This window comes from Roseibium sp. SCP15 (assembly GCF_040329435.1).
Lineage (GTDB): Bacteria > Pseudomonadota > Alphaproteobacteria > Rhizobiales > Stappiaceae > Roseibium.
In genome coordinates this window covers 793,285-816,249 of record NZ_JBDZYI010000002.1, presented here as the reverse complement: position 1 = coordinate 816,249, position 22,965 = coordinate 793,285, and the positions used below count along the sequence as shown (strand labels likewise).

Sequence of the window (22,965 nt, the reverse complement as noted above, 5' to 3'; positions counted from 1 at the left end):
CTTCTGGGCCGCTTTTTTGCGTTTGGAGTAGCGCTGACTTTGTGGAGGTGAAACGAAAATTTACTACCTAAGCATTTCTCCGGCTTGACCTTCCAGTTACTGGAGGCCCTAACTGATGCTCAATATCGCTATTTTGGGATTTCGTTCCCATATTGTCTCCAGAGCAGAGCGTCAGAGAAAATGCAGGAAACAGCCATTCAGTCCGCACCGTCCCCGGAACCTGAAAAAGTGACCGATCCCGTTTGCGGGATGTCGGTGACGCTGGGCAAGGGCAAGCCGACCTTGAGATACAAGGGCGAGGACTATCATTTCTGCAATCCGAAGTGCCATGACAAGTTCGGGGCGGATCCCTATTTCTATCTGTCTGGCAACAATGAGAAAAAGAAGGCGCTGGAAGCGGAAAGGTCCACGGGTGGCGCACTTTTTACCTGCCCGATGGACCCTGAGATTGTCCAGGAAGGGCCTGGAACCTGCCCGATCTGCGGCATGGCGCTGGAGCCCATGAGTGGCGTTTCCGATGAACCCAATCACGAGCTGATCGATTTCACACGCCGGCTTTGGGTGAGTGCAATTGCCGCAATCCCGCTTCTGATCCTGACGATGGGACCGATGGTGGGGGTGCCGATCCGTGAGTGGATCGGCGAAGGCGTCGCGATTTATCTTGAAGCCTTCCTGGCGACGCCTGTGGTTCTGTGGGCGGCGCTTCCCTTCTTCCAGCGCGGCTGGACTTCACTTGTCACGCGCCATTTCAATATGTGGACCCTGATCATGATCGGGGTCGGAGCGGCCTATCTCTATTCGATGATTGCCGCTTTCATGCCGTTTCTGTTTCCCGACACGCTCAAGGGAGCAACCGGCCACATGCCGGTTTACTTCGAGGCGTCGGTTGTCATAGTGGCGCTGGTATTCGTCGGGCAGGTGCTTGAGCTGAATGCGCGGGAGCGGACTGGAGATGCAATCCGGGCGCTGTTGGATCTTGCCCCCAAGACTGCCCGGCGGATCACCCCGGAAGGTGAGGAATATGATGCGCCTCTGGAAAACATTCTTGCAGGAGACAAACTGAGGGTCCGACCGGGGGAAGCTGTGCCCGTCGATGGCGTGGTTCTGGAAGGCGGATCGTCGATTGATGAAAGCCTGGTGACGGGAGAGCCTGTGCCGGTGGAAAAGGCGGCAGGTGATTCGGTGACCGGCGGTACGCTGAACAAGACCGGTACATTCGTCATGGAAGCGCAGCTGGTTGGCGAAGACACAATGCTCTCCAAAATCGTGGATATGGTTGCATCTGCGCAGCGTTCCCGCGCGCCCATTCAGGGCCTGGCCGACCGTGTTGCCGGGTATTTCGTGCCGACTGTTGTTGCCGTGGCAATTCTCGCTTTCGTCGTCTGGTTGGTCTTCGGCCCGACGCCGTCCCTGGTTCATGCAGTTATTGCAGCCGTCTCGGTTCTGATCATCGCTTGTCCTTGTGCACTTGGGCTCGCAACGCCGATGTCCATCATGACGGCTACGGGACGGGGTGCGCAGGCAGGGGTTCTGGTCAAGACCGCGGAAGGCCTTGAACGTCTGGCGTCAGTGGACACGATTGTAGTCGACAAGACCGGAACACTTACTGAAGGCCGGCCGGCATTGAGTGACATTCTTCCCTCATCAGGCATTACCGAGGAGGAGGTTCTTAGGCTGGCAGCCGCGCTCGAAAAGGGCTCTGAGCACCCCTTGGCAGAAGCGATTCTCGCAGCAGCTCAAGACAAGGGGCTGGATCTGCCAGAAGCCGAGGCCTTTGAAGCGGTAACCGGCAAGGGCGTCAGGGCATCTATTGGCGGCGATCAGGTTTTTCTTGGAAACGCGGCCTTTGCAAAGGGTGTCGGCGCCGATATTTCCGCACTCGAAGACCGGGCTGAAGAACTGGCCGAGCTCGGCAAGACAGTCATGCATCTGGTCTCGGTGTCCGGGGAGGAGGCGCGACTGTTGGGCCTGATTGCGGTTGCAGACCCGGTCAAGGCCAATGCCAAGGCAGCAATCAACGCTCTTCATGCGGACGGTATTCGTATCGTCATGGCAACCGGCGATGCACCTCGAACTGCAGAGGCCGTTGCCAAGTCCCTGGGAATTGATGAAGTCCGGGCAGGCGTGCTGCCGGAAGGCAAGCAGAAACTGATCGAAGATCTGAAATCCGCCGGACATACGGTCGCCATGGCCGGGGATGGCGTCAACGATGCCCCGGCCTTGGCCGCGGCTGATGTCGGCCTTGCCATGGGAACCGGAGCAGACGTTGCAGTGGAAAGTGCGGCCATGACGCTTTTGAAAGGCGATCTTGAAGGCATCCTGCGTGCACGCACGCTTGCCCGAGAGACCGTGCGCAACATAAGGCAAAACCTGTTCTTTGCCTTCATCTACAACACGGTCGGCGTGCCGATCGCCGCAGGCATTCTTTATCCGGTGTTCGGCATTCTGCTGTCACCCATGCTTGCGGCTGCGGCCATGAGTCTGTCGTCCGTATCCGTGATCAGCAACGCTCTGCGTCTGCGGGCATTGAAACTGTGAGGGTGACCCATGAACATCGGAACAGCGTCCGAACTAAGTCAGCTTCCCGTCAAGACGATCCGGTATTATGAGGAAATCGGGCTGGTTGACCCCGGGCGGACGGGAAATGGCTATCGTGATTTTTCCGAAACGGATGTTGAGCGATTGAAGTTCCTTCAGCGCGCGCGCAGCTTGGGGTTTTCGATTGAGCAATGCCGCGAACTGCTGTCCCTTTATGAGGATCGGAACAGGGCAAGTGCCGATGTCAAAGCCATCACCAGGACGAAAATTCAGGAAATCGACCGGAAAATCGATGAACTGAATTCCTTGAAGCGCGTGCTGACGACCTTGATGGAAGCCTGCCACGGCGACGACAGGCCAGAATGTCCGATCATCGATGATCTCGCCGGTGCATTCTCCGGCAAAACCCTGAAATCGGGGAGTGATCAGCATTGAATGTCAGGCTGGTGGCAGCTCTCGCTGTAACTGTTGTCCTGCTTGTGGCCGGAGGCGTGCTCTGGAAAGGTCAGCATTCACAGGTTGGTCTGCCTGCTGAAGACGCGGGGCCTATCGTAATCGTCGAGGTTCCGAATCTCACTGGGGAGGCTCGAGAAGGCGAGGGCTTGTTTCAGGAAAGCTGTGCTGCCTGCCACGGCGGCAACGCCGAAGGCAGACAGGGTCTCGGTCCGCCCTTGATTCACAAAATTTACAAACCTTCTCATCACGGTGACGGCGCCTTTCTTCTGGCCGCCAATCGGGGGGTGAGGGCACATCATTGGACCTTTGGAGACATGCCACCTGTCGCGGGCGTGAGTGGGCAGGATATCGGCAAGATCGTCAAGTATGTACGCACGTTACAACGTGCAAACGGAATTCATTAGGGAGAGGTAAGGACGTGAAACGCAGACATGCCGGAGGAATTCTGATTGCCGCAGCCTTGTCAGCGGGTGCGGCATGGGCACATGGCGGGGCGACAGGGATCGTCAAGGAACGAATGGACGCGATGTCCGATATCGGCAAGAACGTGAAATCCATCGGCGAGATGCTGAAAGGCAAGGCGCCTTATGACCTGGCGACCATTGAAACCGCCAGTGGGTCAATCGCCGATCACGGCGGTACGGCGCTGACGAGTTTGTTTCCCGAAGGAAGTCTTCAGGCACCGACGGAAGCCAGTCCGGCCATCTGGTCCGAATGGTCGAAATTTTCCGAAATGGCGGGCAGGTTGCAGTCGTCGGCACTCGATCTGAAAATGCTGGCAGGACAGGGGGCGGACAAGAAAGCCGTTGCCGGAGCATTCGGCAAGGTCGCGGCAACCTGCAAGTCATGTCACGAGGCGTTCCGGATCAAGAAATAGCCGTCTGGTCCGCTCTCCTGATTGCTGCAAACAGCAATCTGCTTGCCACAGCAGGCCGCATGTTTTACCTGACGGTCAACTTGGTCATGATATTCGGATATAAGGTCGTGACCGAATTGAAGAATATGTGCTTTGCCGATGTGGCAACAGGAGATCAAAAACATGACCATCCGCTATCACAAGGGGGACCTCCCTGACCTGAAAGCTTATGAAACGGCAAGTGCGGTGGCTGTGGATTCTGAAACTCTCGGCCTCAATCCTCATCGCGACCGTTTGTGCGTCGTTCAGTTGTCGCCGGGCGACGGAAGCGCTGATGTTGTCCAGATCGCACGCGGCCAGACGCAGGCTCCCAACCTCGCGGCCCTCTTCACAGATGTGGCCAAACCGAAAATTTTTCATTTTGCCCGATTTGATGTTGCCGTGTTGCGGCACTATCTGAACATCGAGGTTTCGCCGGTCTGGTGCACGAAGATCGCTTCGAAATTGGTGCGCACCTATACGGATCGGCATGGATTGAAGGATATTACGCGCGAACTCCTAGGCGTCGAATTGTCCAAGCAACAGCAGAGCTCGGACTGGGCAGCGGAAACATTGTCTGATGCCCAGCTGGCTTACGCAGCTTCAGATGTGCTGCATTTGCACGCCTTGAAGGAAAAGCTGGAATTCATGCTGGAACGGGAAGAGCGCAGCCATATTGCAAAAGCGTGTTTTGAGTTCTTGCCGGTACGTGCGGAGCTCGACCTGAAGGGATGGGACGAAACCGACATCTTCGCCCATTCGTAAGATTTGAATGGCATACATGCCGGTTAGGCAGTTTGCCATTGGGTTTCGGAGGCCGCGTTGAGCGTCATCAGCGATTTTCCGGGAGATCAGGCTCCCAGGCGACAGTTCAGCCGCGCTCAGCGCTCTGCGCGCAGGCACAGCGTGCTCGTGCGGATTTTGCGCTGGCTTTTTCCCGGAATTGGCCTGCTGATCCTTGGCGGAATGGTTGGTCTCGTCCTTCTATTCAATTTTCTGAGTGGCTTCGGTGCGGCAAACATGATGCTGACCAGCGAAGGGCTGGTGATGGATCATCCCGAACTCTCGGGTCACGACGGCGACCGCTCCTACAAGGTGACGGCACGCCGGGCGATCCAGAGATTGAGCGATCCCAGGATCATCGATCTGGAAATTATTCGGGCGGATATCGTTCTCAGCGCGGATGAGGGCGCTGAAATCATCGCCTTGAAAGGAACCTACAATAACGCTGCGGAAACCTTGCGCCTTTATGACGGCATCCAGCTAGAATGGAGCGAAGGCTACAAGGTGGACCTGTCTGAAGTGGAGATTGACCTGAACAACGGCGCCATGACGACGACGGAGCCGGTCTCGATCCGCTCTGATCAGGGGCATGTGGTCGCGGGCAAACTCACTTATGATCAGAACAAGGGTCTCGTCCGGTTTTCCGACGGGATCAAGATGACCCTCAATCCGGCCTCGGAAGGACGGTAAAAGATGACCTTATTCAAACGCATGATTATTGCATCTGCGGCGGCTCTTATTGCCGGTACCGCGCAGGCCCAGACATTTTCGGATGCATTCGCCGGTTTCGGCTCCAATGACGGTGAGCCGATTGAGATCGAAGCCGGAGAATTGCGCGTGGAAGACAACAACAGCACAGCGACATTTGTCGGTGATGTTGTGGTCACGCAGGGTGAGACGAGCCTTGAAACACAACGGCTGAAGGTTTTCTACGCAGGATCGGGTGCCGAGGCCACGGAAGATGCCGTGCAGCAACGAATCTCCCGTCTTGAAGCCGAAGGTGGTGTCTTCATCACTTCCAAGGATCAGACCGCCAAGGGAGATGCGGCGAGCTTCGACATGAACCGCGAGGTCATGGTGATGACCGGCAAGGAAGTCGTGCTGTCCCAGGGCCCGAATGTAGTTGTCGGAAAAAAGCTAACCGTCAACCTGAAAACGGGACAGGCAAATCTGACCGCGGGCTCCGGCAATGTCTCCGGTCAAGGCAATGGCAGCGGCCGGGTCAAGGTCCGGATTCAGCCCAACAGCGTTCAGGGCAATTAAGTTTGTTGGGTGACCTGACTCGACACGAACTGTCACAGACCCTATGTGGAGCTTCGGCAAGGATCGGATGGACGGCGCATCGGTGAAGACAAACCCTACAGATTTTAGCGGGTTGCAGGGAAGCACACCGGGTCATGACCATGACCGGGAAGACCTCTCGCAGGCTTTGGTCGTCGAGGGGATCGGCAAGACCTATGGCCGCCGCCAGGTAGTGAAATATGTCAGCCTGACGGTGAAACCAGGCGAAGCCGTCGGATTGCTCGGACCCAACGGTGCCGGCAAGACCACGACATTTTACATGATTACGGGCCTGATCAGGCCTGATCAGGGTCAGATCTCTCTGGAAGGCTTCAACATCACCCGGATGCCGATGTATCGCCGCGCGCGGCTTGGCATCGGCTACTTGCCACAGGAAGCTTCGATTTTCCGCGGTCTGACCGTTGAAGAGAATATCCGGGCCGTTCTGGAGGTGATTGAGCCGAACAGGCAAAAACGGCGTGAAGAACTCGATTCGCTACTTGCGGAATTCGGTCTCACCCATCTGCGCAAATCTCCGAGTATCGCTCTTTCGGGCGGGGAGAGACGGCGTGTGGAAATCGCGCGCGCACTCGCAAGCCGACCGTCTTTCATGCTTCTCGATGAGCCTTTCGCCGGTATCGATCCGATTGCCGTAGGCGATATTCAGCAGCTTGTGAGACATCTGACGCAGCGTGGCATTGGGGTTCTGATCACCGACCACAATGTGCGTGAAACGCTGGGTCTGATCGACCGCGCCTATATCATTGCGGCTGGCGAAGTCCTGACGGAAGGTCTACCTCAGGAGATTGTCACCAATCCGGATGTGCGGCGGCTTTATCTGGGTGAACAGTTTACGCTTTGATGACAGGCGGTGCGCTAGGTTATAAACTCGGTCAGCAACGAAGAAGCAAAAAGCAGACCAGAACGACCTGATAGGCGCACAGAAAATCCATGGCCATTTCAACCAAGCTGGAGATGCGGCAAAGTCAGTCGCTGATCATGACGCCGCAGCTCATGCAGGCGATCAAGCTGTTGCAAATGTCCAATCTGGATCTGGTCGCTTATGTGGAAGCGGAACTGGAACGCAATCCTCTTCTGGAAAAAGGCGAGGGCGAGGTGGCCGGGACGACCGCACCGGATGAGGCAGGACCAGGCACGGAAAGCGGACAACCTTCAGAGAGCACCGAGACACCAGGTCCGCAAGGTGACGAGCCGGGCGCCAACGACTGGATGCAGAGCGATCTGGAAACCGGCTCCGAGGCGATCGCGTCACGTATGGACACCGACCTTGGCAACGTGTTCCCCGATGAACCAGGCGTTCCCGCTTCACCGGACCCAGCGGTTCTGAAGACGGGGGACAGTTACAAGAACAACGCGACGAACGGCGCATCCGAAGACTACAATCTGGAAGCGTTTGTCGCCGAGGAAGCTTCTCTCGCAAACACGCTTGAAGAGCAGATGCATCTTGCTCTGAGTGATGAGGTCGACAAGTTGATAGGCGGCCACCTGATCAATTCACTCGATGAGAACGGCTATCTCTACATTGATCTCGCGGAGACCGCGGATCAGCTTGGCGTGGATGGCGAGCGGGTGGAACGTGTTCTCGGGGTCTTGCAGTCCTTTGAACCGGCAGGAGTGTTTGCAAGAGACCTTGCCGAATGTCTGAAACTGCAGCTTATCGACAAGAACCGCTTTGATCCGGCGATGGAAGCGTTGATCGACAACATAGAAATGCTTGCCAGGCGGGAACTTGCGGCGCTCAGAAAAGTCTGTGGCGTGGACGAGGAAGATTTGATCGAGATGATCTCGGAGATCCGTGCCCTCGACCCCAAGCCGGGCAGCGTGTTCGGCACGTCGTTGGTTCAACCGGTAGTGCCGGATGTGTTCGTGCGTCCGGCAAATGACGGTACCTGGGCTGTGGAACTGAACTCCGATACCTTGCCAAAGGTACTTGTGAACCAGACCTATTTTGCCAGGGTGATCAAGACCGCAAGGAACGAGACGGAAAAAGAGTATCTCACGGACTCTCTGCAGACGGCCAACTGGCTGGCAAAGAGCCTGGACCAACGTGCCAAGACCATCCTCAAGGTTTCAACGGAGATTGTTCGCCAGCAGGACGGGTTTCTGACCTATGGCATCGAACATCTGCGACCGCTGAACCTGAAGACGATTGCCGAAGCGATCAGCATGCACGAATCCACTGTGAGCCGGGTCACGTCAAACAAGTACATGGCAACCCCGCGCGGCATATATGAGCTGAAATACTTTTTCTCTTCCGCGATTTCCGCGACGGTCGGAGGGGACGCGCATTCGGCTGAAGCGGTCCGGCACAGGATCAAGCAGATGATCGATGCCGAGGACGCCAAAGCGATCCTTTCGGATGATACGATTGTCAAAATACTCAAGGATGACGGGATAGACATCGCCCGTAGAACTGTGGCCAAATATCGTGAAGCCATGAAAATCGGGTCTTCGGTTCAGCGCAGGAGAGAGAAAAAGACCCGTCTTTAGAAAACTGCCGTGACGCGAGGTGACGCGGTAAAATAAAAATTTTCAAATAAATCAGCGATTTCCACTGAAACAATACAAGCAGTTTACACGGTTATTCCACGCAGGTTGCAAGGTTTTTTCATAAAGAATTGACTCTTTGCGTTACCGCAATTATAGCACCGCCCTCATGGCGTAATCAGGGGATGGCGCTTCGGCGCTTACTGGTCCATTCTGTGGGCCTGAAACGTTTCGCGTTTCAACACCGGCTGACCGCCGGTGACCTATCGGTCAATAGAAAAAGAAGAGGTCCCCATGGCTTTGCGGATTTCGGGTAAGAATGTTGATGTCGGCGATGCAATGCGCGAGCACATCACAGACCGAATCGAAGATGCTTTGTCGAAGTATTTCACAGGCGGATTCACTGGCCACGTAACTCTCAGTAGGGAGGGCACGGGTTTCAAGTCCGAATGTACCGTGCATCTGAATACCGGCATTGTACTTCAGGTGTCCGCGCAGGATCAGGACCCGCGCAACAGTTTCGACCAGGCCGCAGACAAGATCGAAAAGCGGTTGCGGCGCTACAAGCGCAAGCTTAAGGACCACCATAGCCACAACGGCAATGGTCGTGAGACATTCGAGGCAGCTTCCTATGTGCTGGCCTCACCGGAGAATGACGAGGAAGTACCGGCGGACTTCAATCCGCTTGTGATTGCCGAGACCTCCGCGAAGGTGAAGACCATGACCGTCGGTATGGCTGTTATGGAGCTGGATCTGACGGAAGCCCCTGTTGTCATGTTCAAAAATGCGGCAAATGGCGGCGTAAACGTTGTTTATCGCCGTTCAGATGGCAATATAGGGTGGATAGACCCGGCACTGGTAGCGAGCGAAGCTGCCCAATAATTAATGCGGAAGAAGTCGGCTTCCCTTAAGAAGCCGGCTTCTGAAACTTGTAGGCGAACTTATGGATCTTGGTGATCTTCTGGCTAAAGATGCGGTAATTGCCGGACTGAAAGTAAAGAGTAAAAAGCAGGCAATTCAGGAACTTGCCGCAAAGGCGGCGAGCCTCACTGGTCTTTCAGAACGCGAAATCTTTGACACGCTGCTTCAGCGCGAGCGTTTGGGATCCACCGGTGTCGGTCACGGCATTGCGATTCCGCACGGCAAACTGACGCGTCTGGACCGTCTTGTAGGCCTTTTTGCAAAACTGGAAAAACCGGTCGACTTTGATTCGCTGGACGATGAACCAGTCGATCTGGTGTTCTTGCTACTGGCACCGGAAGGTGCAGGAGCCGACCATTTGAAGGCATTGGCCAGAATCGCCCGTCAACTCAGGGACGTCAATGTGACCCAGGGGCTGCGCGGTTCGTCCGACGTTGAGGAAATGTACGGTCTTCTGACCCAATCCCTGACGTCCAACGCAGCTTAATCGTTAGAAATCCTTAAAAAAAAGACCGGCAGGAGCCGGTCTTTTTTTTGTTTATGCTTCCGCCGGTTTGGCATCGCCCCGCACCAGGTCCTGTTTTCCGGGTACCGGCAACGGGTCTTGCGTGAGGGCGGGCAACTGCAGGTCCGCCAATTCTTCAGGTGGCACGGTTTCCTCGGGAATGCGCCACAGCGTTGAGCGGATTGCGAGCTTGCCAAGCATCTTGGTCGAGGTCGAAACCGCGATCACCGTCGCCAGAAGCGGGCCGATGGCAACCGGAATCACAGGCCACACAAGATCAATCGGCTGTGTGGAAACCCATGCCAGACCGGCCAGACCGAACAGGGTTTGCGGCCACAGTTTGCGTGCCGCGAGGGCCACAGGCAGACGCTGGACCCCGCGTGCCTGCGCTCCCCACCCGATTGTCTTGCCGGCAATGAGCCCAGCCATGAACAGCGTGTGCGCTACGGCCATGATTGGAGCAAGCATCGCCGAATAGAGGATTTCGGCAAAAACGCTTGTAACCACCCTCAAAGGCCCACCAAAGGCCTTCCTGAGGTCGGGTCGGGCCAGAACATCCGCGACAGTTGCCAGTTTGGGGGCAAACACCATCGTCAGGATTGTTGCAAACAGGGCGAGACCGGTGTCGGCCCGATAGGGGGCATAGTCGGTCGTCATGCCAAGGACTGCCGCGGCCGTCATGAAACCGATCCAGGCCGGTGACCCCAGGAACATCAGGATGGCCAGAAACAGTTGTGCACGGCTGACAGGCTTGAGGCCAGGCATGCTCAACAAACGGCGATATTGCAGATTGCCCTGACACCAGCGCAGGTCGCGCCGGATAAATTCCAGGATGTGTGGCGGGTTGACCTCGTAGCTGCCTGTTTCAAGCGGCAACACGCGAACCTCATACCCGGCCCGGCGCATCAGGACAGCTTCGACCTGGTCATGCGAAAGGATCGTGCCCGCAAGCGGGCCTTTGCCGGGAAGCACCGGCAGGCGGCAATGTTCCTTGAACGGTTTCAACCGCAAAAGAGCATTGTGGCCCCAGTACGGGCCGCAATCACCCTGCCACCAGGCACTGCCGATCGTGTAGGAGCGCATGCCCAGTCGCATTCCGAACTGGAAGACGCGCGCAAAAGCGCTATCAGTCGGCAAACCGACCACGAGGCTTTGCAGAATACCCACTTTCGGGTTGGCTTCCATGCGTCGGACAAGGCTGACAATCGCGTCAGCTGACATGTAACTGTCCGCATCCAGAACCAGGGCAAAGTCGTGGTCGTCGCCCCAGCGGTCGCAGAAGTCCTCGATATTGCCAGCCTTGAAGCCGGTGTTCATGGAACGACGGCGATAGATCACATCCATCTGGCCCTGGAACCGTTCGGAGAGCCGTGCGCTCATCTGCTGTTCCTGGAGTGCAATGTCATCCATGGACGTGTCGCTCAAAACGTAGAGCGAGAAATGATCTGCCTGGCCAGCGCGTATCAAATGGGACACCATGGCGCTGAGATTGACTTCCAGGCTTTCCGTGTCCTCGTCCCGGATGCAGGAAAGCAGAGCCGTGGAGCTTTTCAGTGGACCGTCCTGATCTCCTGTCTCGATCGGGCAAACAGCCTCGATCGGATTTTTCGCTACGCGCATCACCAGAAGACCGATAACCGCGTTCCAGAAGCCGATGATGGTCCATGGCAGTGTCACCATGAAACAGAGCAGAATGAACAGGTCGAGCGGCGTGAGCCCGCCTGGCGTCAATGTAACGGCCATCAAGGCAGTCAGCGACAGGAAGCTCACGATAATGAGGCTGAGAAAGATGAAGCGTCTGACCGTCATTTTGGTATCTGTTTTTTCTGAAATGGACATGTCAAAGACCTGAAACATTTTTGTGACTTCCAATCAGGGCAATCGTAACGATAGTGCGCATGTCAAAATGTCCTAATATTGACAATCGCAAGGTGAATTAGCGGAAATGGTATGGGAATGAAGGCAAACGAGGTGGTGTCGCACGACACGGTCCAGCCGCAGGCTCTGTGGTATGTGGGTCAGGAACTTTGCAAACTTGAAACTGTCCTTCGTAATGACCTGCAACCGGGCGAGGTGCTGGTGCACACGCTCTATAGTGGTATCAGCCGGGGGACGGAAGGGCTGATTTTCAGAGGAGAGGTTCCCCGGAGCGAATGGCAACGCATGCGGGCTCCGTTCCAGGCCGGTGATTTCCCGTTTCCCGTCAAATACGGTTACGCCAATGTCGGCCGGGTCGTTGAAGGTGATCCGGACCTTGTCGGTCGTATCGTCTTTTCGCTCTTCCCGCACCAAAGTGAATTCACGCTCCCGTCTGCTTCCTGTGTGCCGGTTCCTGAAGGCATTTCGCCCGAACGTGCTGTTCTGGCTGCCAATATGGAAACGGCTCTCAATGCTTTATGGGACGGAAAACCATCACCTGGGGATCACATCTGCGTGGTCGGAGGCGGAGTGGTCGGGCTGCTCACGGCCTATGTTGCGGGCCGGATACCCGGGACAAAGGTGACTGTAATCGACACAAACCCTCGCCGCGCGGCAATTGCGGAGGCACTCGGCGTTTCCTTCGCGCTGCCTGAAGACGCACCGCGTGATCAAGATCTTGTGTTCCACACGAGTGCAAACCCGAGAGGTCTTGCAACCGCATTTTCCTGCGCGGGGGACGGAACATCTGTGGTTGAAATGAGCTGGTACGGGGCGCAGGACGTTTCCTTGCCGCTTGGTGCCGATTTCCATAGCCGGCGCCTGAAACTGGTTTCAAGCCAGGTCGGAACGATACCTTTTGACCGGCAATCGCGCTGGACTTTCCGGCGCCGCCTTGAAACCGCCCTGACGCTCTTGCAGAACCCTGTTCTGGATCGGTTGGTGAGCCACTGCGTGCCATTCGACGAGCTTCCGCGTCAGCTTCCCGATTTGTTGAACAAAGCTTCAGATGTGCTTACCGCGGTCGTTGTATATGACCAGTCGTCGAGATAACCGTTACTCTGGTCATCCTACGTCATTAAATCATAAGTTTCAGGACCCTGGACATGTTTGCAGTTGAAGTTCGCGACCACGTCATGATTGCTCATTCCTTCAAGGGAGAGCTGTTCGGCCCGGCACAGGCCCTGCACGGCGCAACCTTTGTCATCGACGCGGCCTTTCTGGCCGAAACACTCGATGCAAACGGCGTCGTCATCGACATTGGCCGCGCGCACGAGGCGCTGAAGGAAGTCTTGCAGCCATTGAACTACAAGAACCTGGACGAAGTGCCCGAATTTGCAGGCATCAACACGACAACCGAGTTTTTGACCAAGCACGTGCACGATCACCTCGCAAAGGCGGCGCGCGATGATCGCCTTGGACGGCCCGGAGCAGAGCTCAACGCCATTCGCGTGACGATTTCCGAATCTCACGTGGCTCGTGCCTGGTACGAAGCGAAGATCTGACATCCAGATGCCAAAGCTTGTCTTCGCCTATCCAGGTGACATCGATACGCCTACCGGCGGTTACGGGTATGACCGACGCATCATCGCGGGTTTGCGTGCTCTCGGGTGGCAGGTGGACCTGCTGCCGCTTGGGCCGGGTTTCCCGTTTCCGTCAGTGCAAACCCTGGAGTGCGCACGCAGGAAACTCGAAGACCTACCTTCTGAAACCTGTCTGGTCGTCGATGGGCTTGCCTTCGGGGTCCTGGCCGAGGCGGCGGAGGCCGTTAGCCCTCGAGTGACACTCATCGCCCTGGTGCACCATCCGCTGTGCCAGGAAAATGGGCTCGGGTCCGGTCAATCCGAGGCATTGCACGCCAGTGAACGGTTAGCCTTGGGTTTCGTCCAGCATGTGATTGTCACCAGTTCGGCGACAGCAACTCAGGTCGAAGACCTCTTCGCGATCCCGAAGGAACAGATAACGGTTATCCTGCCGGGTACCGAAAGACAGCCGCCATGTCCTCGCCAGGCTTCGGAAACACTGAATCTCCTTGCAGTTGGAACTGTCGTTCGGCGCAAAGGTTACGACTTGCTGTTTGAGGCGCTCAAGACGCTTCCCATGCACAATTGGCATCTGGATATCGTCGGCGGGCTTGATGCCGACCCGAATTACCATCGTTCCCTTCTGGCACAGGCCGATGCGTCCGGGATCGCTGACCGCGTCACGTTTCACGACGCTGTGTCGCCAGATGAGCTGTCGGGCTTTTACCAGAGCGCGGATGTGTTTGTGCTGGCCAGTCGCTATGAAGGTTACGGCATGGCTTATACGGAAGCGTTGGCGCATGGTCTTCCCGTCATTGGCAGCGGCGGTGGCGCAGTCAGAGACACATTGCCGGATGAAGCTGCAATATATTGTGGCACGGAAAATGTAGATCTTCTCCGAGCTGCTCTTGAACGAGTTATGACAAATCGCGCCAAGCGATCGGCAATGGCTGAGGCCGCAGAAGCGGCAGCGTTGAAACTTCCGACCTGGGAGGATGCTGCCGCAAGATTCGCAGACGTTTTGAAGGTCGCTACGACATGAGCGGATTTTCCTCCCAATGGCTCGCCCTGAGGGAACCTCTTGATCTGGATGCCCGGGATAAAAAGGTCGAAGAGGCTTTCTTTGACCAGCTTCCCGGGCGCCGTTCGCGCATTCTCGATCTTGGCAGTGGAACCGGATCGACCGTGGCGGCTCTCAGTGAACGCTTGCCGGAAGCGGTGGACTGGCTGCTTACCGATTACGATCCTGTATTGCTGGACGCCGCCAGCCATCGTTGGAAAAACCTTTCCGGCAGTGATGTCGCGGTCCGCAGGATCGATCTGTCAGCGGACCTTGAGCAACTGCCGTTTCAAGAAATCGATGCGGTGACGACATCCGCATTTCTCGACCTGGTTTCCGAGAAATTTCTCGTTCGCCTCATCAATCAGATCGTCAAAGCGCGCAAACCGTTTCTGGCAAGCCTGACTTATGACGGGCGCGCACAATTTTCCCCGGCACACCTTTCCGATGATGACCTGCTGACGGCGCTCAACACCCATCAGAAGACCGAGAAGGGATTTGGCACAGCGCTTGGGCCGGATGCAGCTGGCCGAGCGGTCGAACTCTTCGAGCAGCAAGGATACCGTGTTGTTCAGGGTTTGTCGGACTGGCAGGTCCAACCGTCGTCCCGAGATTTTCTGACCGAATTCCTGAGCGGTTGGGTTCGTGTTGGTCAGGAAGTTGGCCTTGATCCCAGGGCTCTGGAGAGTTGGTGGCAGGAGCGTGCCGCGCAGATCAGGGAAGGTCAGCTGCATGTTGTCATCGGGCACATCGATTTTGCTGCCTTCCCGCAATAATCCCAGAGGATCTGGCAAGCGGATCCGGCAAAAAGAAAGTTCGCCAGTTTCCTTTCACGCCCCTGAACCGGGGCTGGAAGGAGGGGCGGAATTTGATTGGCTGCAGGATTGTCGCTGACAGAATGCCTGACTGAGCATCAGTCCTTTTGCACTGATCCGATGATCGTGCCAATTACCCGGAAGCTCGAAAAGGCCGTTTCGTCAAATATTACCTATCCCGCTGAACTCCCAACAAAAGCACAGTAAGCGTTTTCATTGCCTTGTTGGAAGAGTTGAAGGCAACGCCTGGATGTGAGGTAGTAAATTCTGCGCTTAACGTGATCTAAATAGATATGGATGGAGGTAATATTAATAAAGATTTACCTGGTTGATTTTGATGTTTTTGCTTTGTGGTTTTTTAACCATGCCTCTTAAGTGCAGTTTATCGTTTTTATATTAGATTTTTCACGAATGCAGGCAAAGGTTCTTCTGGGGCCGGATATATTGGCAAGGATCGATATGAAACAGACAATTCGTACCCTTTTGGGGAAACACGGCAATCTTCCGGTGGCAATTGATGGCGTCGCAGACGAGGCAGACCTTTACGACGCCGGCCTTTCTTCGTTCGCATCCGTTCAGGTGATGCTGGCGCTGGAAGAAGAGTTCGATATCGAATTTCCGGAGCACCTGCTGAACCGGAAGTCTTTTTCGTCAATTGCTGCGATCGATGCAGCACTGACCGAAATTCTTGAAGAACAGGCGGCCTGACCCATGACCGCCGCCAGCAAAATCACAGCGATGGGCCTGTCCGATCGCGCGAAGCGCGCCGCCAAGGTTGCCGCTCAATACGCCGATCAGGTAGACGTCGAGGCCCGTTTTCCGAAAGAGGGAATGGATGCCCTCAAGGCGGAGCGCCTGATGGGTGTCATGATCCGTCCGGAACTGGGTGGAGAGGGTACCAGCCTGACGGAAGTGGCCGACGTCTGTGCCATCCTTGGGCAGGCTTGTGCGGCAACCGCCATGACCTACGCCATGCATCAGATCCAGATCGCCAGCCTGTCGGACTATGCGGTTGGCAGTGCCTGGCACGAGGCGTTTCTGACGCGCATCTGTGACGAGCAGCTGTTGGTCGGCTCCGCGACCAGTGAAGCGGGCATTGGGGGCAATCTGAGAAATTCGCTCTGTGCGATCGAGGTCGAAGGCGACACCGCCCGCCTGACCAAGGATGCGACAGTCATCTCTTACGGAGCTGACGCCGATGCCATCATGGTCACTTCGCGCCGTCATTCTGATGCTGCTCATTCCGATCAGGTGGCAACCACTTTTCTGAAGGACCAGTACACGCTGGAACACACGAGCGCATGGGATACGCTCGGTATGCGCGGCACCTGCTCTGACGGATTTATCTTCAAGGGCGAAGCACCGAAGGAACAGATCCTGCCAAGACCGTTTGCGGAAATCGCAGCCCAGTCCATGCTGGCCGTGTCTCATCTCTTGTGGGGTGCTCTTTGGTATGGCATTGCCGCCGATGCAGTCGCCCGGGCGCAGGCATTCGTCAAGGCAGCAGCCCGCAAGTCACCGGGGCAGGTTCCTCCAGGTGCACTTCGACTGGCGGAAGCGTCAAACCTGTTGCAGCAAGCCAAGGCCAACGTGGTTGCCGGTCTGAAGCAGTTCGAAAACTGCAAGGGCGACAGCGATGCCCTCAATGCAATGAGCTTCTCCGTTGCCATGAACAACGTGAAAGTTGGCATTTCCCAGACGATCCTGGTGATCATCAATCACTGCATGCTGATTTGCGGGATTGCCGGGTACAAGAACGGTACACCTTTCAGTCTTGGCAGGCACTTGCGCGACGCACACTCAGCTCAGCTGATGATTTCCAACGACCGGATTCTCGGCAACACGTCCACGATGCTGCTGGTCAACAAACAAGACGCCAGCCTGCTGGGGTAAGCAGTGGTATCGCAGGATTCATTTCATGATCGGTTTTTCACCGAGGGTATTCTTCATGCTCTCGGCGTAGGTGGCTTTTTCAACGGTTATGGATTTGAGACGTCGAGTCGGTCTGATGGTTTGGGGTTGAGAGGATTTTGCATTCGATGAGTGAAGCTGTCTTTGATCGCCTGGATGCGGCAACTTACGTGCGCAGTTCCCTCCATGCGCAGGATCGCGACTGGCCGGAAACCAATTGTTATCTGGATGTCTGGATCGAGGTTTTGCCATCGCTGGGTTTTCCGGCGGAAGCTTGTCTTGCCTATTCCATTACCCAGGACTTTGAAGGTGATCAGTTCACATTCTTCAAGGTACCGCTGGAGGACCTTGAGGCTCTCTATGGCCTGAAGGTAACGGAACTTGCGATTTACGATCGGGTTGAGGGCCACATTCAGCAGCAAATCGAACGCGGACGTCTTTCTCTCGTCGAAGTGGACAGCTTTTTCCTGCCGGACACGCACGGTATCGGATATCGCGAGGCGCATGGCAAAACCACCATTGCCGTGAACAGGATGGATTTCGAAAACCGGGTGATGGAATACTTCCACGGCCTTGGATTGCACCGGCTGGAAGGCGATGATTTCGACGGAGTTTTTCAGCGCAGCGAACACCGGAAACCTGTCACTTTTTTGCCCTATACCGAGTTCGTGAAGTTCCCGGAGCAAAAGCCGTCGGCCGAGCACATCCTGTCTGTCTCCGAAGCGTTGCTGCGTCATCATTTGAACCGCCGGCCGCTCGAAAATCCAGTGGCAGCATTCGCGCGGGTGTTCCCTGCGCAGGTCGAGAAGGTGAGCGAACGCGAGTTCGAATTTTTCCACCTCTATGCCTTCAACACGCTTCGCCAGCTTGGAGCGAATTTCGAACTGTTCTCGTCCTATCTTGAATGGCTGGTTGGCCAGGGTCGAAACGAGCTGGCGGAAGGTATTGAGGAGGCAAAGGCAATTTCCGCCACCTGCAAGATGGTGCAGTTCAAACTGGCCAGGGCCGTCATGCGCAAGAAGTTTCAGGGACTGGAGGAGGGGCTGCTGCCCGCAGTAAACGCCTGGACCAACCTGATGTCTCTGCTGAACAAACACTATGGCGAACAGGGCAGTAGGTCGGCGCCTTTGGTTAGCGCGATCAGTGCCTAGATGATCGATCTGTCGTCAGAAACATGGAGCCTCGCCATCGCTGAGCCTGGAGCGTCCGGGCAAGCCCTGGACTTCATCCCGGCGAAGGTTCCTGGAACTGTGGCTGGTGCTCTTTTCGAAGCAGGGCATTTTGATCCTGACAACCCGAGCCCCCTTCACGACAAGGACGTCTGGTACGAAACCCGATTTGATGCTGCTCCTGGACATTACCGGTTGCAGTTGGATGGATTGGCGACGATCGCCGAGGTTTACCTGAACGACAAGCAGGTCCTGGCAAGCCGCAACATGTTCCGCACATATGATGTGCCGGTGGACCTGTCGGAGAAAAACAGGCTCCAGATTTGCTTCCGCGCTCTTAAACCTCATTTGAACTCTAAAGGGCCGAGAGCACGCTGGAAACCACAGCTCGCGACTTCCCAAGGCCTTCGTCTCGTGAGAACAACCCTTCTGGGACACATGCCCGGCTGGTGCCCGGAGATCCACGCGGTTGGGCCTTATCGTCCGATCCGGCTGCGGAAATCAGATGACCTCCGGGTTACCAAGAAGCGCATTCTTGCAGATCTTTTGCCGGATGGCAGCGGTGCGCTCACCGTTACGGTCAAACTGGACAATGCGGTTGGTGCGGCAGTGCTCAATTGTGCAGGTGCGTCTGTTGAGATGACAGCGTTGGAAGACGGTTCCCTTTCCGCAACGCTCCGACCGGAGAATGTTTTATCGTGGATGCCGCATACCCACGGAAAACCGGTCCTTTATGACGTGACGCTTGTCGTGGACGGTCAACACCTTTCACTCGGCAAGACGGGCTTTCGATGCCTGGAAATCGATCACGGACCCGATGGCAAGGGCTTTGGTCTGAAAGTAAACGGTGTATCGGTTTTCTGCCGTGGCGCAGTGTGGACCAATGCAGATCTCCTTCAGCTTTCCGGGAAAGCCGAAACGTATCGACCGCTTCTTGAAGCAGCACGTGATGCCGGCATGAACATGCTGCGCATCGGTGGAACGATGCTTTATGAAACGCGCGCGTTCTTTGAGATCTGCGACGAACTGGGCCTGCTCGTGTGGCAGGACTTCCAATTCGCCAATTATGATTATCCGGTCAAGGACGAGGCATTCGTCGAGGAAGTGCGCGCGGAAGTCGGCGACCAGCTGACGGATAGCCAAGGATGTCCCTCTTTGGCTGTTCTTTGTGGTGGCAGTGAAATCTATCAGCAGGGCGCGATGATGGGCCTGCCGGAAAACCGGTGGAAAGGACCTTTGTGTGAAGAAGTCCTACCCGAGCTGGCGAGCGCGTTCAGGCCGGACGTACCCTATGCGTCGAACTCACCTTTCGGAGGTGTGCTGCCGTTTTCCCCGAATGAAGGCATTGCACATTACTACGGCGTCGGCGCTTACTTGCGCCCGCTGGAAGATGCCCGCCGTGCAAACGTCCGGTTTGCCGGCGAGTGCCTGGCCTTTTCCAACATTCCGGAGCAGAGCAGCCTGGACAAGGCGCTACCGGTCAAACCCGGTCACGATCCGCGCTGGAAAGCGCGGATACCGCGGGACCGCGGTGCTGGGTGGGACTTTGAGGACGTTCGCGATCATTATCTGAAAACGCTGTACGGGATCGAGCCGATAGCGCTTCGTTACGGTGATCCGGACCGGTATCTGGACCTCGGGCGTGCTGTGACAGGCGACGTGATGGAACAGACCTTCGCCGAATGGCGGCGTAAGGGATCGGCCTGCCAGGGAGCTCTCGTCTGGACATATCAGGATCTTGCGCTGGGCGCAGGTTGGGGATTGATCGACTCGATGGGCCGCCCCAAACCTGCCTACTACGCGCTCAAACGTGCGTTCAGACCGCTTCAGGTCTGTCTAACCGACGAAGGGACCAATGGCCTTTCGATCCATATCATCAATGATCTGCCTGAAAGAAAATCCGTCCGCCTGAGCCTGAGCTGCCTGCGTGACGGCAATTTGCCGGTGGTCTCCGGGCAGACTGAACTAACACTCGAACCTCATGGTGCGGAAGCGCTGAATGCCGTCGAATTGATCGGTGCCTTCTTCGACGTCACCTACGCCTACCGGTTCGGACCGCTTTCACATGATGTTACGGTCGTACAATTGCTGGACGGAGAGACCGGAGAAATCTTGGCTGACGCCTTTCATTTCCCGGCAGGATACGATTTCACGCGTATCGCCGCGACGCTTTCCGCTGAACTTCTGCAGAACGAGCAAGGTGACTGGTCGTTGGAGCTTGAAACCGACCGGCTCTTGAAGTCGGTAACAATAAGCAGTGAAGCTTACTTGCCTCTGGAAAATGGCTTTCATCTGGCACCGGGTGCAAGGCGCCGGATCGCGCTGGAGGCTACGAATGGTGACGACGGCAATGCAAGGCCGGCTGGCTCAGTTTCAGCATTGAACAAGGCGGGAGCGGCTCGCTTCAGTTAAGAACGGCCGGGCGTTCAACCGAAAACACGACATGATCGGCAGCGTTTTTCAGGAGTGCTTCAGCCTGGGGCTGTGACATCGGCGATTCCGAGATCACGATCAGATCAAACTCGGGGTCCAGACTCGACTTGTTGAGCGCCTGGTATCCGTTTTTCCCGCTTCCTTCATATTTCCTGCGGCCATGGTTGAGGCTCAGAAACCCGATATCCAGATCGGGAAGCTGGATTGCATGTTGCAGGTCAGCAGTCGGATGGCTGGTCGGGAGCTCACTTCCCGTCAATTTTTGACTGACGGAATTGTTCTCCACCAGCAGAACCCGGAAATTCTTGAGACTGGCGGCGGCAAACACAATCGAAAGCGTGGCCATGTTGTGGTCGCCGTCACGGCTGGTCACGACCACCGTGCTTGCAAATCCGTCGATCCTGTTTGACTGGATCTGCTTCAAGATCGTGAAGACAGACTTCCAGTATGGACGCATCTCATGATCGGTCACGCCACTTTTGAATTCCCAGAGCGAATCCAGGAGATCTCGAGCGTCCAGGTCTTCTTCTTCGTCGTCCTGATAGGGAAGACGAGGGAGGTACGAAACGGCCGCCTCCAGAGGATCCTGAAAGTGAGTGGCGTGCGGAAGGTTTGTCGCCCGGCTATGCGGTTGAGAAGACGCCGGCTGAGTGTTCGGCTGAACTGGCGCTGCAGATACGAGCGCGTAATTGCCTGCATCCTGAGGGTAAAGCAGATACCTTATTCCAAGCGAAAACGTCTCGCGTCCGATCGCAAGCAATCCACCCAGCATCGCGCCAAGAAAGCCCCCGATCAGAACGAGCATCTTTTTCTTCGGCCAAACGGGTGTTTCCGGCGGAATTGCCGGAGAAATGATCCGTGCATTCGGAATGCTGATTTGTTCGATCTCGGTGATTTCCTTGGTACGGCTCAACAGGTTTTCATAGAGCGTCTTGCTGGCTTCTGCTTCAATCTGAAGTTCCTGCAGCTCAATACGCGACTGCTGATCGATATTGGACTTCGCGCGCACGTTATCCATTTGGGTCTCAAGATTGGCGACGCGATCTCGAAGAACATCGGCCTCGAGTGTCGATGAACTGGCGATCCGCTGAACTTCTGCATCGATGAGGCCCCGGATTTCCTGGGTTTGCGCGCGCGCTCTGATCAGATCCGGGTGAGAGGGAAGCAGTTCTGCCGACAGATTGGCTTGCGTGCGAGCGGCAGTGGCATATTGTTGTCGCAGGTTTGCAATTGTCGGAGAAGCCGTCACATCGGAAAGCGCGTCGACGCTTGCACCGGAGTTGATGATGCGCTGTATTTCCGAACTCTTCGCGATGGCTGCCGCCAGAGCCGCCCGTTCTTCGGTCAGTCTTGTATTGAGCTCGGTCAGTTCCTGATCGGTCAGGAGTGCGTTCTGACCGGTGGATTGAAGGTTGTTCTCAGCCTTGAACGCCTCGACTTTGGCCTCCGCTTCGCGCAGCTGATCCCTCAGAATTTTCAGTCGGTCGCCGACTTTTTCTTCGACTGTGCGGGAAAGATTGGAAACCTGTCCGTTCTGGTCGCTGATATAGGTCTCAACGATGGCGTTTGAGAGGATTGCGGCTTTTACCGGCGACTGCGCATCAACGGAAACATTGATGACGAAAGTCAGTCCGTCACGGCTGACGCTCGTGGCATCACGAAGGGCATCAACTGACTTGTTGGCGGCAAGCTCGAGGCTTTCCGGAGACTTTTCTTCCGCACCTCCCAGAAAAGATCCCAGAAGGGCCATGAAACCCTGAGCCGGAGCACCTTCCCCAAACTCGGGGTCCTCCGTCAGGTTGAGCTGCGTAACAACCTCGCGCAGGACCGTATAAGACTGAAGTACCGTGACCTGGCTATCGACCACGAATGTGTCTTCCAGGTATCGCGTCGGGGCGCTTTGATCTTCAAACGGTTGTCGTATGGAAGGATCGATCAGAACTTGTGTGGTCGCCCGGTAGACAGGCTTGAGTGTCATTGAAACCGCTGCCGCAGCAATTGCTGCACCAACGGCCAGCAGGACAACGATCCAGATCCTGCGCCGCAGCAATGCCAGAAGGTCTATTAAATCTCGAATTGTCGGCGCGGTTTCCGCCACTTGACCGTCCTGATTGATCTTGGATTTTAAGACTGCATTAACTCTGTAGATCCGCGTAAATTACATAAACTTGGTTAGCAACTGCCTAATGGTTGGTCGCGTGACGGCGGCTGAAAGTGACATGATTCATCACTGTGCCCGTCGCTGGGGTC

General features: G+C 56.0%; 21 protein-coding genes. 19 read left to right on the top strand and 2 right to left on the bottom strand.

Features of this window, described 5'->3' with window-relative positions; translation table 11 throughout:
- Positions 1-180: 180 nt before the first annotated feature.
- The 11 genes from ABLO27_RS11135 (at position 181) to ptsN (ending at position 9,869) form a co-directional block, all read left to right on the top strand.
- The gene (locus ABLO27_RS11135; RefSeq protein ID WP_353032897.1) at positions 181-2,538 is read left to right on the top strand and encodes a heavy metal translocating P-type ATPase; all 2,358 of its coding nucleotides are present in this window, start codon (positions 181-183) and stop codon (positions 2,536-2,538) included.
- 9 nt (positions 2,539-2,547) lie between these two features.
- Complete coding sequence (cueR, locus tag ABLO27_RS11130; RefSeq protein WP_353032895.1) at positions 2,548-2,973, top strand: Cu(I)-responsive transcriptional regulator; 426 nt, start codon at positions 2,548-2,550, stop codon at positions 2,971-2,973.
- On the top strand, positions 2,970-3,398 hold the full coding sequence (locus tag ABLO27_RS11125) for a cytochrome c (RefSeq protein WP_353032893.1): 429 nt from the start codon (positions 2,970-2,972) through the stop codon (positions 3,396-3,398). Before cueR ends, ABLO27_RS11125 begins: the two co-directional genes overlap by 4 nt.
- Before the next feature lie 14 nt (positions 3,399-3,412).
- Complete coding sequence (locus ABLO27_RS11120) at positions 3,413-3,871, top strand: c-type cytochrome (protein WP_353032891.1); 459 nt, start codon at positions 3,413-3,415, stop codon at positions 3,869-3,871.
- A 162-nt stretch (positions 3,872-4,033) separates the two neighbouring features.
- Positions 4,034-4,654, top strand: a complete 621-nt coding sequence (locus ABLO27_RS11115; protein ID WP_353032889.1) for a ribonuclease D — start codon at positions 4,034-4,036, stop codon at positions 4,652-4,654.
- Between the two features lie 57 nt (positions 4,655-4,711).
- Positions 4,712-5,362: an LPS export ABC transporter periplasmic protein LptC gene (gene lptC / locus ABLO27_RS11110; protein ID WP_353032887.1), complete on the top strand. Its 651-nt coding sequence runs from the start codon at positions 4,712-4,714 to the stop codon at positions 5,360-5,362.
- Positions 5,363-5,365: 3 nt separating this feature from the next.
- The gene (locus ABLO27_RS11105; protein ID WP_353032885.1) at positions 5,366-5,935 is read left to right on the top strand and encodes an LptA/OstA family protein; all 570 of its coding nucleotides are present in this window, start codon (positions 5,366-5,368) and stop codon (positions 5,933-5,935) included.
- Between the two features lie 67 nt (positions 5,936-6,002).
- The gene (lptB, locus tag ABLO27_RS11100) at positions 6,003-6,815 is read left to right on the top strand and encodes an LPS export ABC transporter ATP-binding protein (RefSeq protein WP_353032883.1); all 813 of its coding nucleotides are present in this window, start codon (positions 6,003-6,005) and stop codon (positions 6,813-6,815) included.
- A gap of 89 nt (positions 6,816-6,904) precedes the next feature.
- Complete coding sequence (gene rpoN, locus ABLO27_RS11095; RefSeq protein WP_353032881.1) at positions 6,905-8,464, top strand: RNA polymerase factor sigma-54; 1,560 nt, start codon at positions 6,905-6,907, stop codon at positions 8,462-8,464.
- Positions 8,465-8,755: 291 nt separating this feature from the next.
- Entirely contained in the window at positions 8,756-9,343 is a 588-nt protein-coding gene (gene hpf, locus ABLO27_RS11090) for a ribosome hibernation-promoting factor, HPF/YfiA family (RefSeq protein WP_353032879.1), read from the top strand.
- Positions 9,344-9,404: 61 nt separating this feature from the next.
- On the top strand, positions 9,405-9,869 hold the full coding sequence (gene ptsN, locus ABLO27_RS11085; protein WP_353032877.1) for a PTS IIA-like nitrogen regulatory protein PtsN: 465 nt from the start codon (positions 9,405-9,407) through the stop codon (positions 9,867-9,869).
- Between the two features lie 51 nt (positions 9,870-9,920).
- On the opposite strand, the gene mdoH is transcribed toward ptsN, so the two are convergent.
- A complete protein-coding gene (gene mdoH / locus ABLO27_RS11080) occupies positions 9,921-11,744 on the bottom strand; it encodes a glucans biosynthesis glucosyltransferase MdoH (protein WP_353032875.1) in 1,824 nt (607 codons plus the stop codon).
- Between the two features lie 93 nt (positions 11,745-11,837).
- Here mdoH and ABLO27_RS11075 point away from each other — a divergent pair, with 93 nt between their 5' ends.
- The 8 genes from ABLO27_RS11075 (at position 11,838) to ABLO27_RS11040 (ending at position 20,694) form a co-directional block, all read left to right on the top strand.
- The gene (locus ABLO27_RS11075; protein WP_353032874.1) at positions 11,838-12,857 is read left to right on the top strand and encodes a zinc-dependent alcohol dehydrogenase; all 1,020 of its coding nucleotides are present in this window, start codon (positions 11,838-11,840) and stop codon (positions 12,855-12,857) included.
- Between the two features lie 53 nt (positions 12,858-12,910).
- On the top strand, positions 12,911-13,309 hold the full coding sequence (locus tag ABLO27_RS11070; RefSeq protein ID WP_353032873.1) for a 6-pyruvoyl trahydropterin synthase family protein: 399 nt from the start codon (positions 12,911-12,913) through the stop codon (positions 13,307-13,309).
- 7 nt (positions 13,310-13,316) lie between these two features.
- Positions 13,317-14,369 carry a glycosyltransferase family 4 protein gene (locus ABLO27_RS11065; RefSeq protein ID WP_353032872.1) on the top strand — a complete coding sequence of 351 codons (1,053 nt, stop codon included), beginning with the start codon at positions 13,317-13,319 and terminating at the stop codon, positions 14,367-14,369.
- Positions 14,366-15,163: a class I SAM-dependent methyltransferase gene (locus ABLO27_RS11060; RefSeq protein WP_353032871.1), complete on the top strand. Its 798-nt coding sequence runs from the start codon at positions 14,366-14,368 to the stop codon at positions 15,161-15,163. Before ABLO27_RS11065 ends, ABLO27_RS11060 begins: the two co-directional genes overlap by 4 nt.
- A gap of 498 nt (positions 15,164-15,661) precedes the next feature.
- Complete coding sequence (locus tag ABLO27_RS11055) at positions 15,662-15,910, top strand: acyl carrier protein (protein WP_353032869.1); 249 nt, start codon at positions 15,662-15,664, stop codon at positions 15,908-15,910.
- A 3-nt stretch (positions 15,911-15,913) separates the two neighbouring features.
- Positions 15,914-17,095, top strand: a complete 1,182-nt coding sequence (locus ABLO27_RS11050) for an acyl-CoA dehydrogenase family protein (protein ID WP_353032868.1) — start codon at positions 15,914-15,916, stop codon at positions 17,093-17,095.
- Between the two features lie 146 nt (positions 17,096-17,241).
- Positions 17,242-18,264: a DUF1839 family protein gene (locus ABLO27_RS11045; protein ID WP_353032866.1), complete on the top strand. Its 1,023-nt coding sequence runs from the start codon at positions 17,242-17,244 to the stop codon at positions 18,262-18,264.
- The gene (locus tag ABLO27_RS11040) at positions 18,265-20,694 is read left to right on the top strand and encodes a glycoside hydrolase family 2 protein (protein ID WP_353032865.1); all 2,430 of its coding nucleotides are present in this window, start codon (positions 18,265-18,267) and stop codon (positions 20,692-20,694) included.
- Here ABLO27_RS11040 and ABLO27_RS11035 read toward each other — a convergent pair.
- Positions 20,687-22,813 carry a GumC family protein gene (locus ABLO27_RS11035; RefSeq protein ID WP_353032864.1) on the bottom strand — a complete coding sequence of 709 codons (2,127 nt, stop codon included), beginning with the start codon at positions 22,811-22,813 and terminating at the stop codon, positions 20,687-20,689. The genes ABLO27_RS11040 and ABLO27_RS11035 overlap by 8 nt on opposite strands.
- Positions 22,814-22,965 lie beyond the last annotated feature (152 nt).

Excerpts from the sequence above, each read along its gene's own strand:
- ABLO27_RS11135 (WP_353032897.1), top strand. The coding sequence starts at position 181 with ATGCAGGAAACAGCCATTCAGTCCGCACCGTCCCCGGAACCTGAAAAA.
- cueR (WP_353032895.1), top strand. The coding sequence starts at position 2,548 with ATGAACATCGGAACAGCGTCCGAACTAAGTCAGCTTCCCGTCAAGACG.
- ABLO27_RS11115 (WP_353032889.1), top strand. The coding sequence starts at position 4,034 with ATGACCATCCGCTATCACAAGGGGGACCTCCCTGACCTGAAAGCTTAT.
- ABLO27_RS11105 (WP_353032885.1), top strand. The coding sequence starts at position 5,366 with ATGACCTTATTCAAACGCATGATTATTGCATCTGCGGCGGCTCTTATT.
- lptB (WP_353032883.1), top strand. The coding sequence starts at position 6,003 with ATGGACGGCGCATCGGTGAAGACAAACCCTACAGATTTTAGCGGGTTG.
- rpoN (WP_353032881.1), top strand. The coding sequence starts at position 6,905 with ATGGCCATTTCAACCAAGCTGGAGATGCGGCAAAGTCAGTCGCTGATC.
- hpf (WP_353032879.1), top strand. The coding sequence starts at position 8,756 with ATGGCTTTGCGGATTTCGGGTAAGAATGTTGATGTCGGCGATGCAATG.
- ptsN (WP_353032877.1), top strand. The coding sequence starts at position 9,405 with ATGGATCTTGGTGATCTTCTGGCTAAAGATGCGGTAATTGCCGGACTG.
- mdoH (WP_353032875.1), bottom strand. The coding sequence starts at position 11,744 with ATGTTTCAGGTCTTTGACATGTCCATTTCAGAAAAAACAGATACCAAA.
- ABLO27_RS11075 (WP_353032874.1), top strand. The coding sequence starts at position 11,838 with ATGGGAATGAAGGCAAACGAGGTGGTGTCGCACGACACGGTCCAGCCG.
- ABLO27_RS11070 (WP_353032873.1), top strand. The coding sequence starts at position 12,911 with ATGTTTGCAGTTGAAGTTCGCGACCACGTCATGATTGCTCATTCCTTC.
- ABLO27_RS11065 (WP_353032872.1), top strand. The coding sequence starts at position 13,317 with ATGCCAAAGCTTGTCTTCGCCTATCCAGGTGACATCGATACGCCTACC.
- ABLO27_RS11060 (WP_353032871.1), top strand. The coding sequence starts at position 14,366 with ATGAGCGGATTTTCCTCCCAATGGCTCGCCCTGAGGGAACCTCTTGAT.
- ABLO27_RS11055 (WP_353032869.1), top strand. The coding sequence starts at position 15,662 with ATGAAACAGACAATTCGTACCCTTTTGGGGAAACACGGCAATCTTCCG.
- ABLO27_RS11050 (WP_353032868.1), top strand. The coding sequence starts at position 15,914 with ATGACCGCCGCCAGCAAAATCACAGCGATGGGCCTGTCCGATCGCGCG.
- ABLO27_RS11045 (WP_353032866.1), top strand. The coding sequence starts at position 17,242 with ATGAGTGAAGCTGTCTTTGATCGCCTGGATGCGGCAACTTACGTGCGC.
- ABLO27_RS11040 (WP_353032865.1), top strand. The coding sequence starts at position 18,265 with ATGATCGATCTGTCGTCAGAAACATGGAGCCTCGCCATCGCTGAGCCT.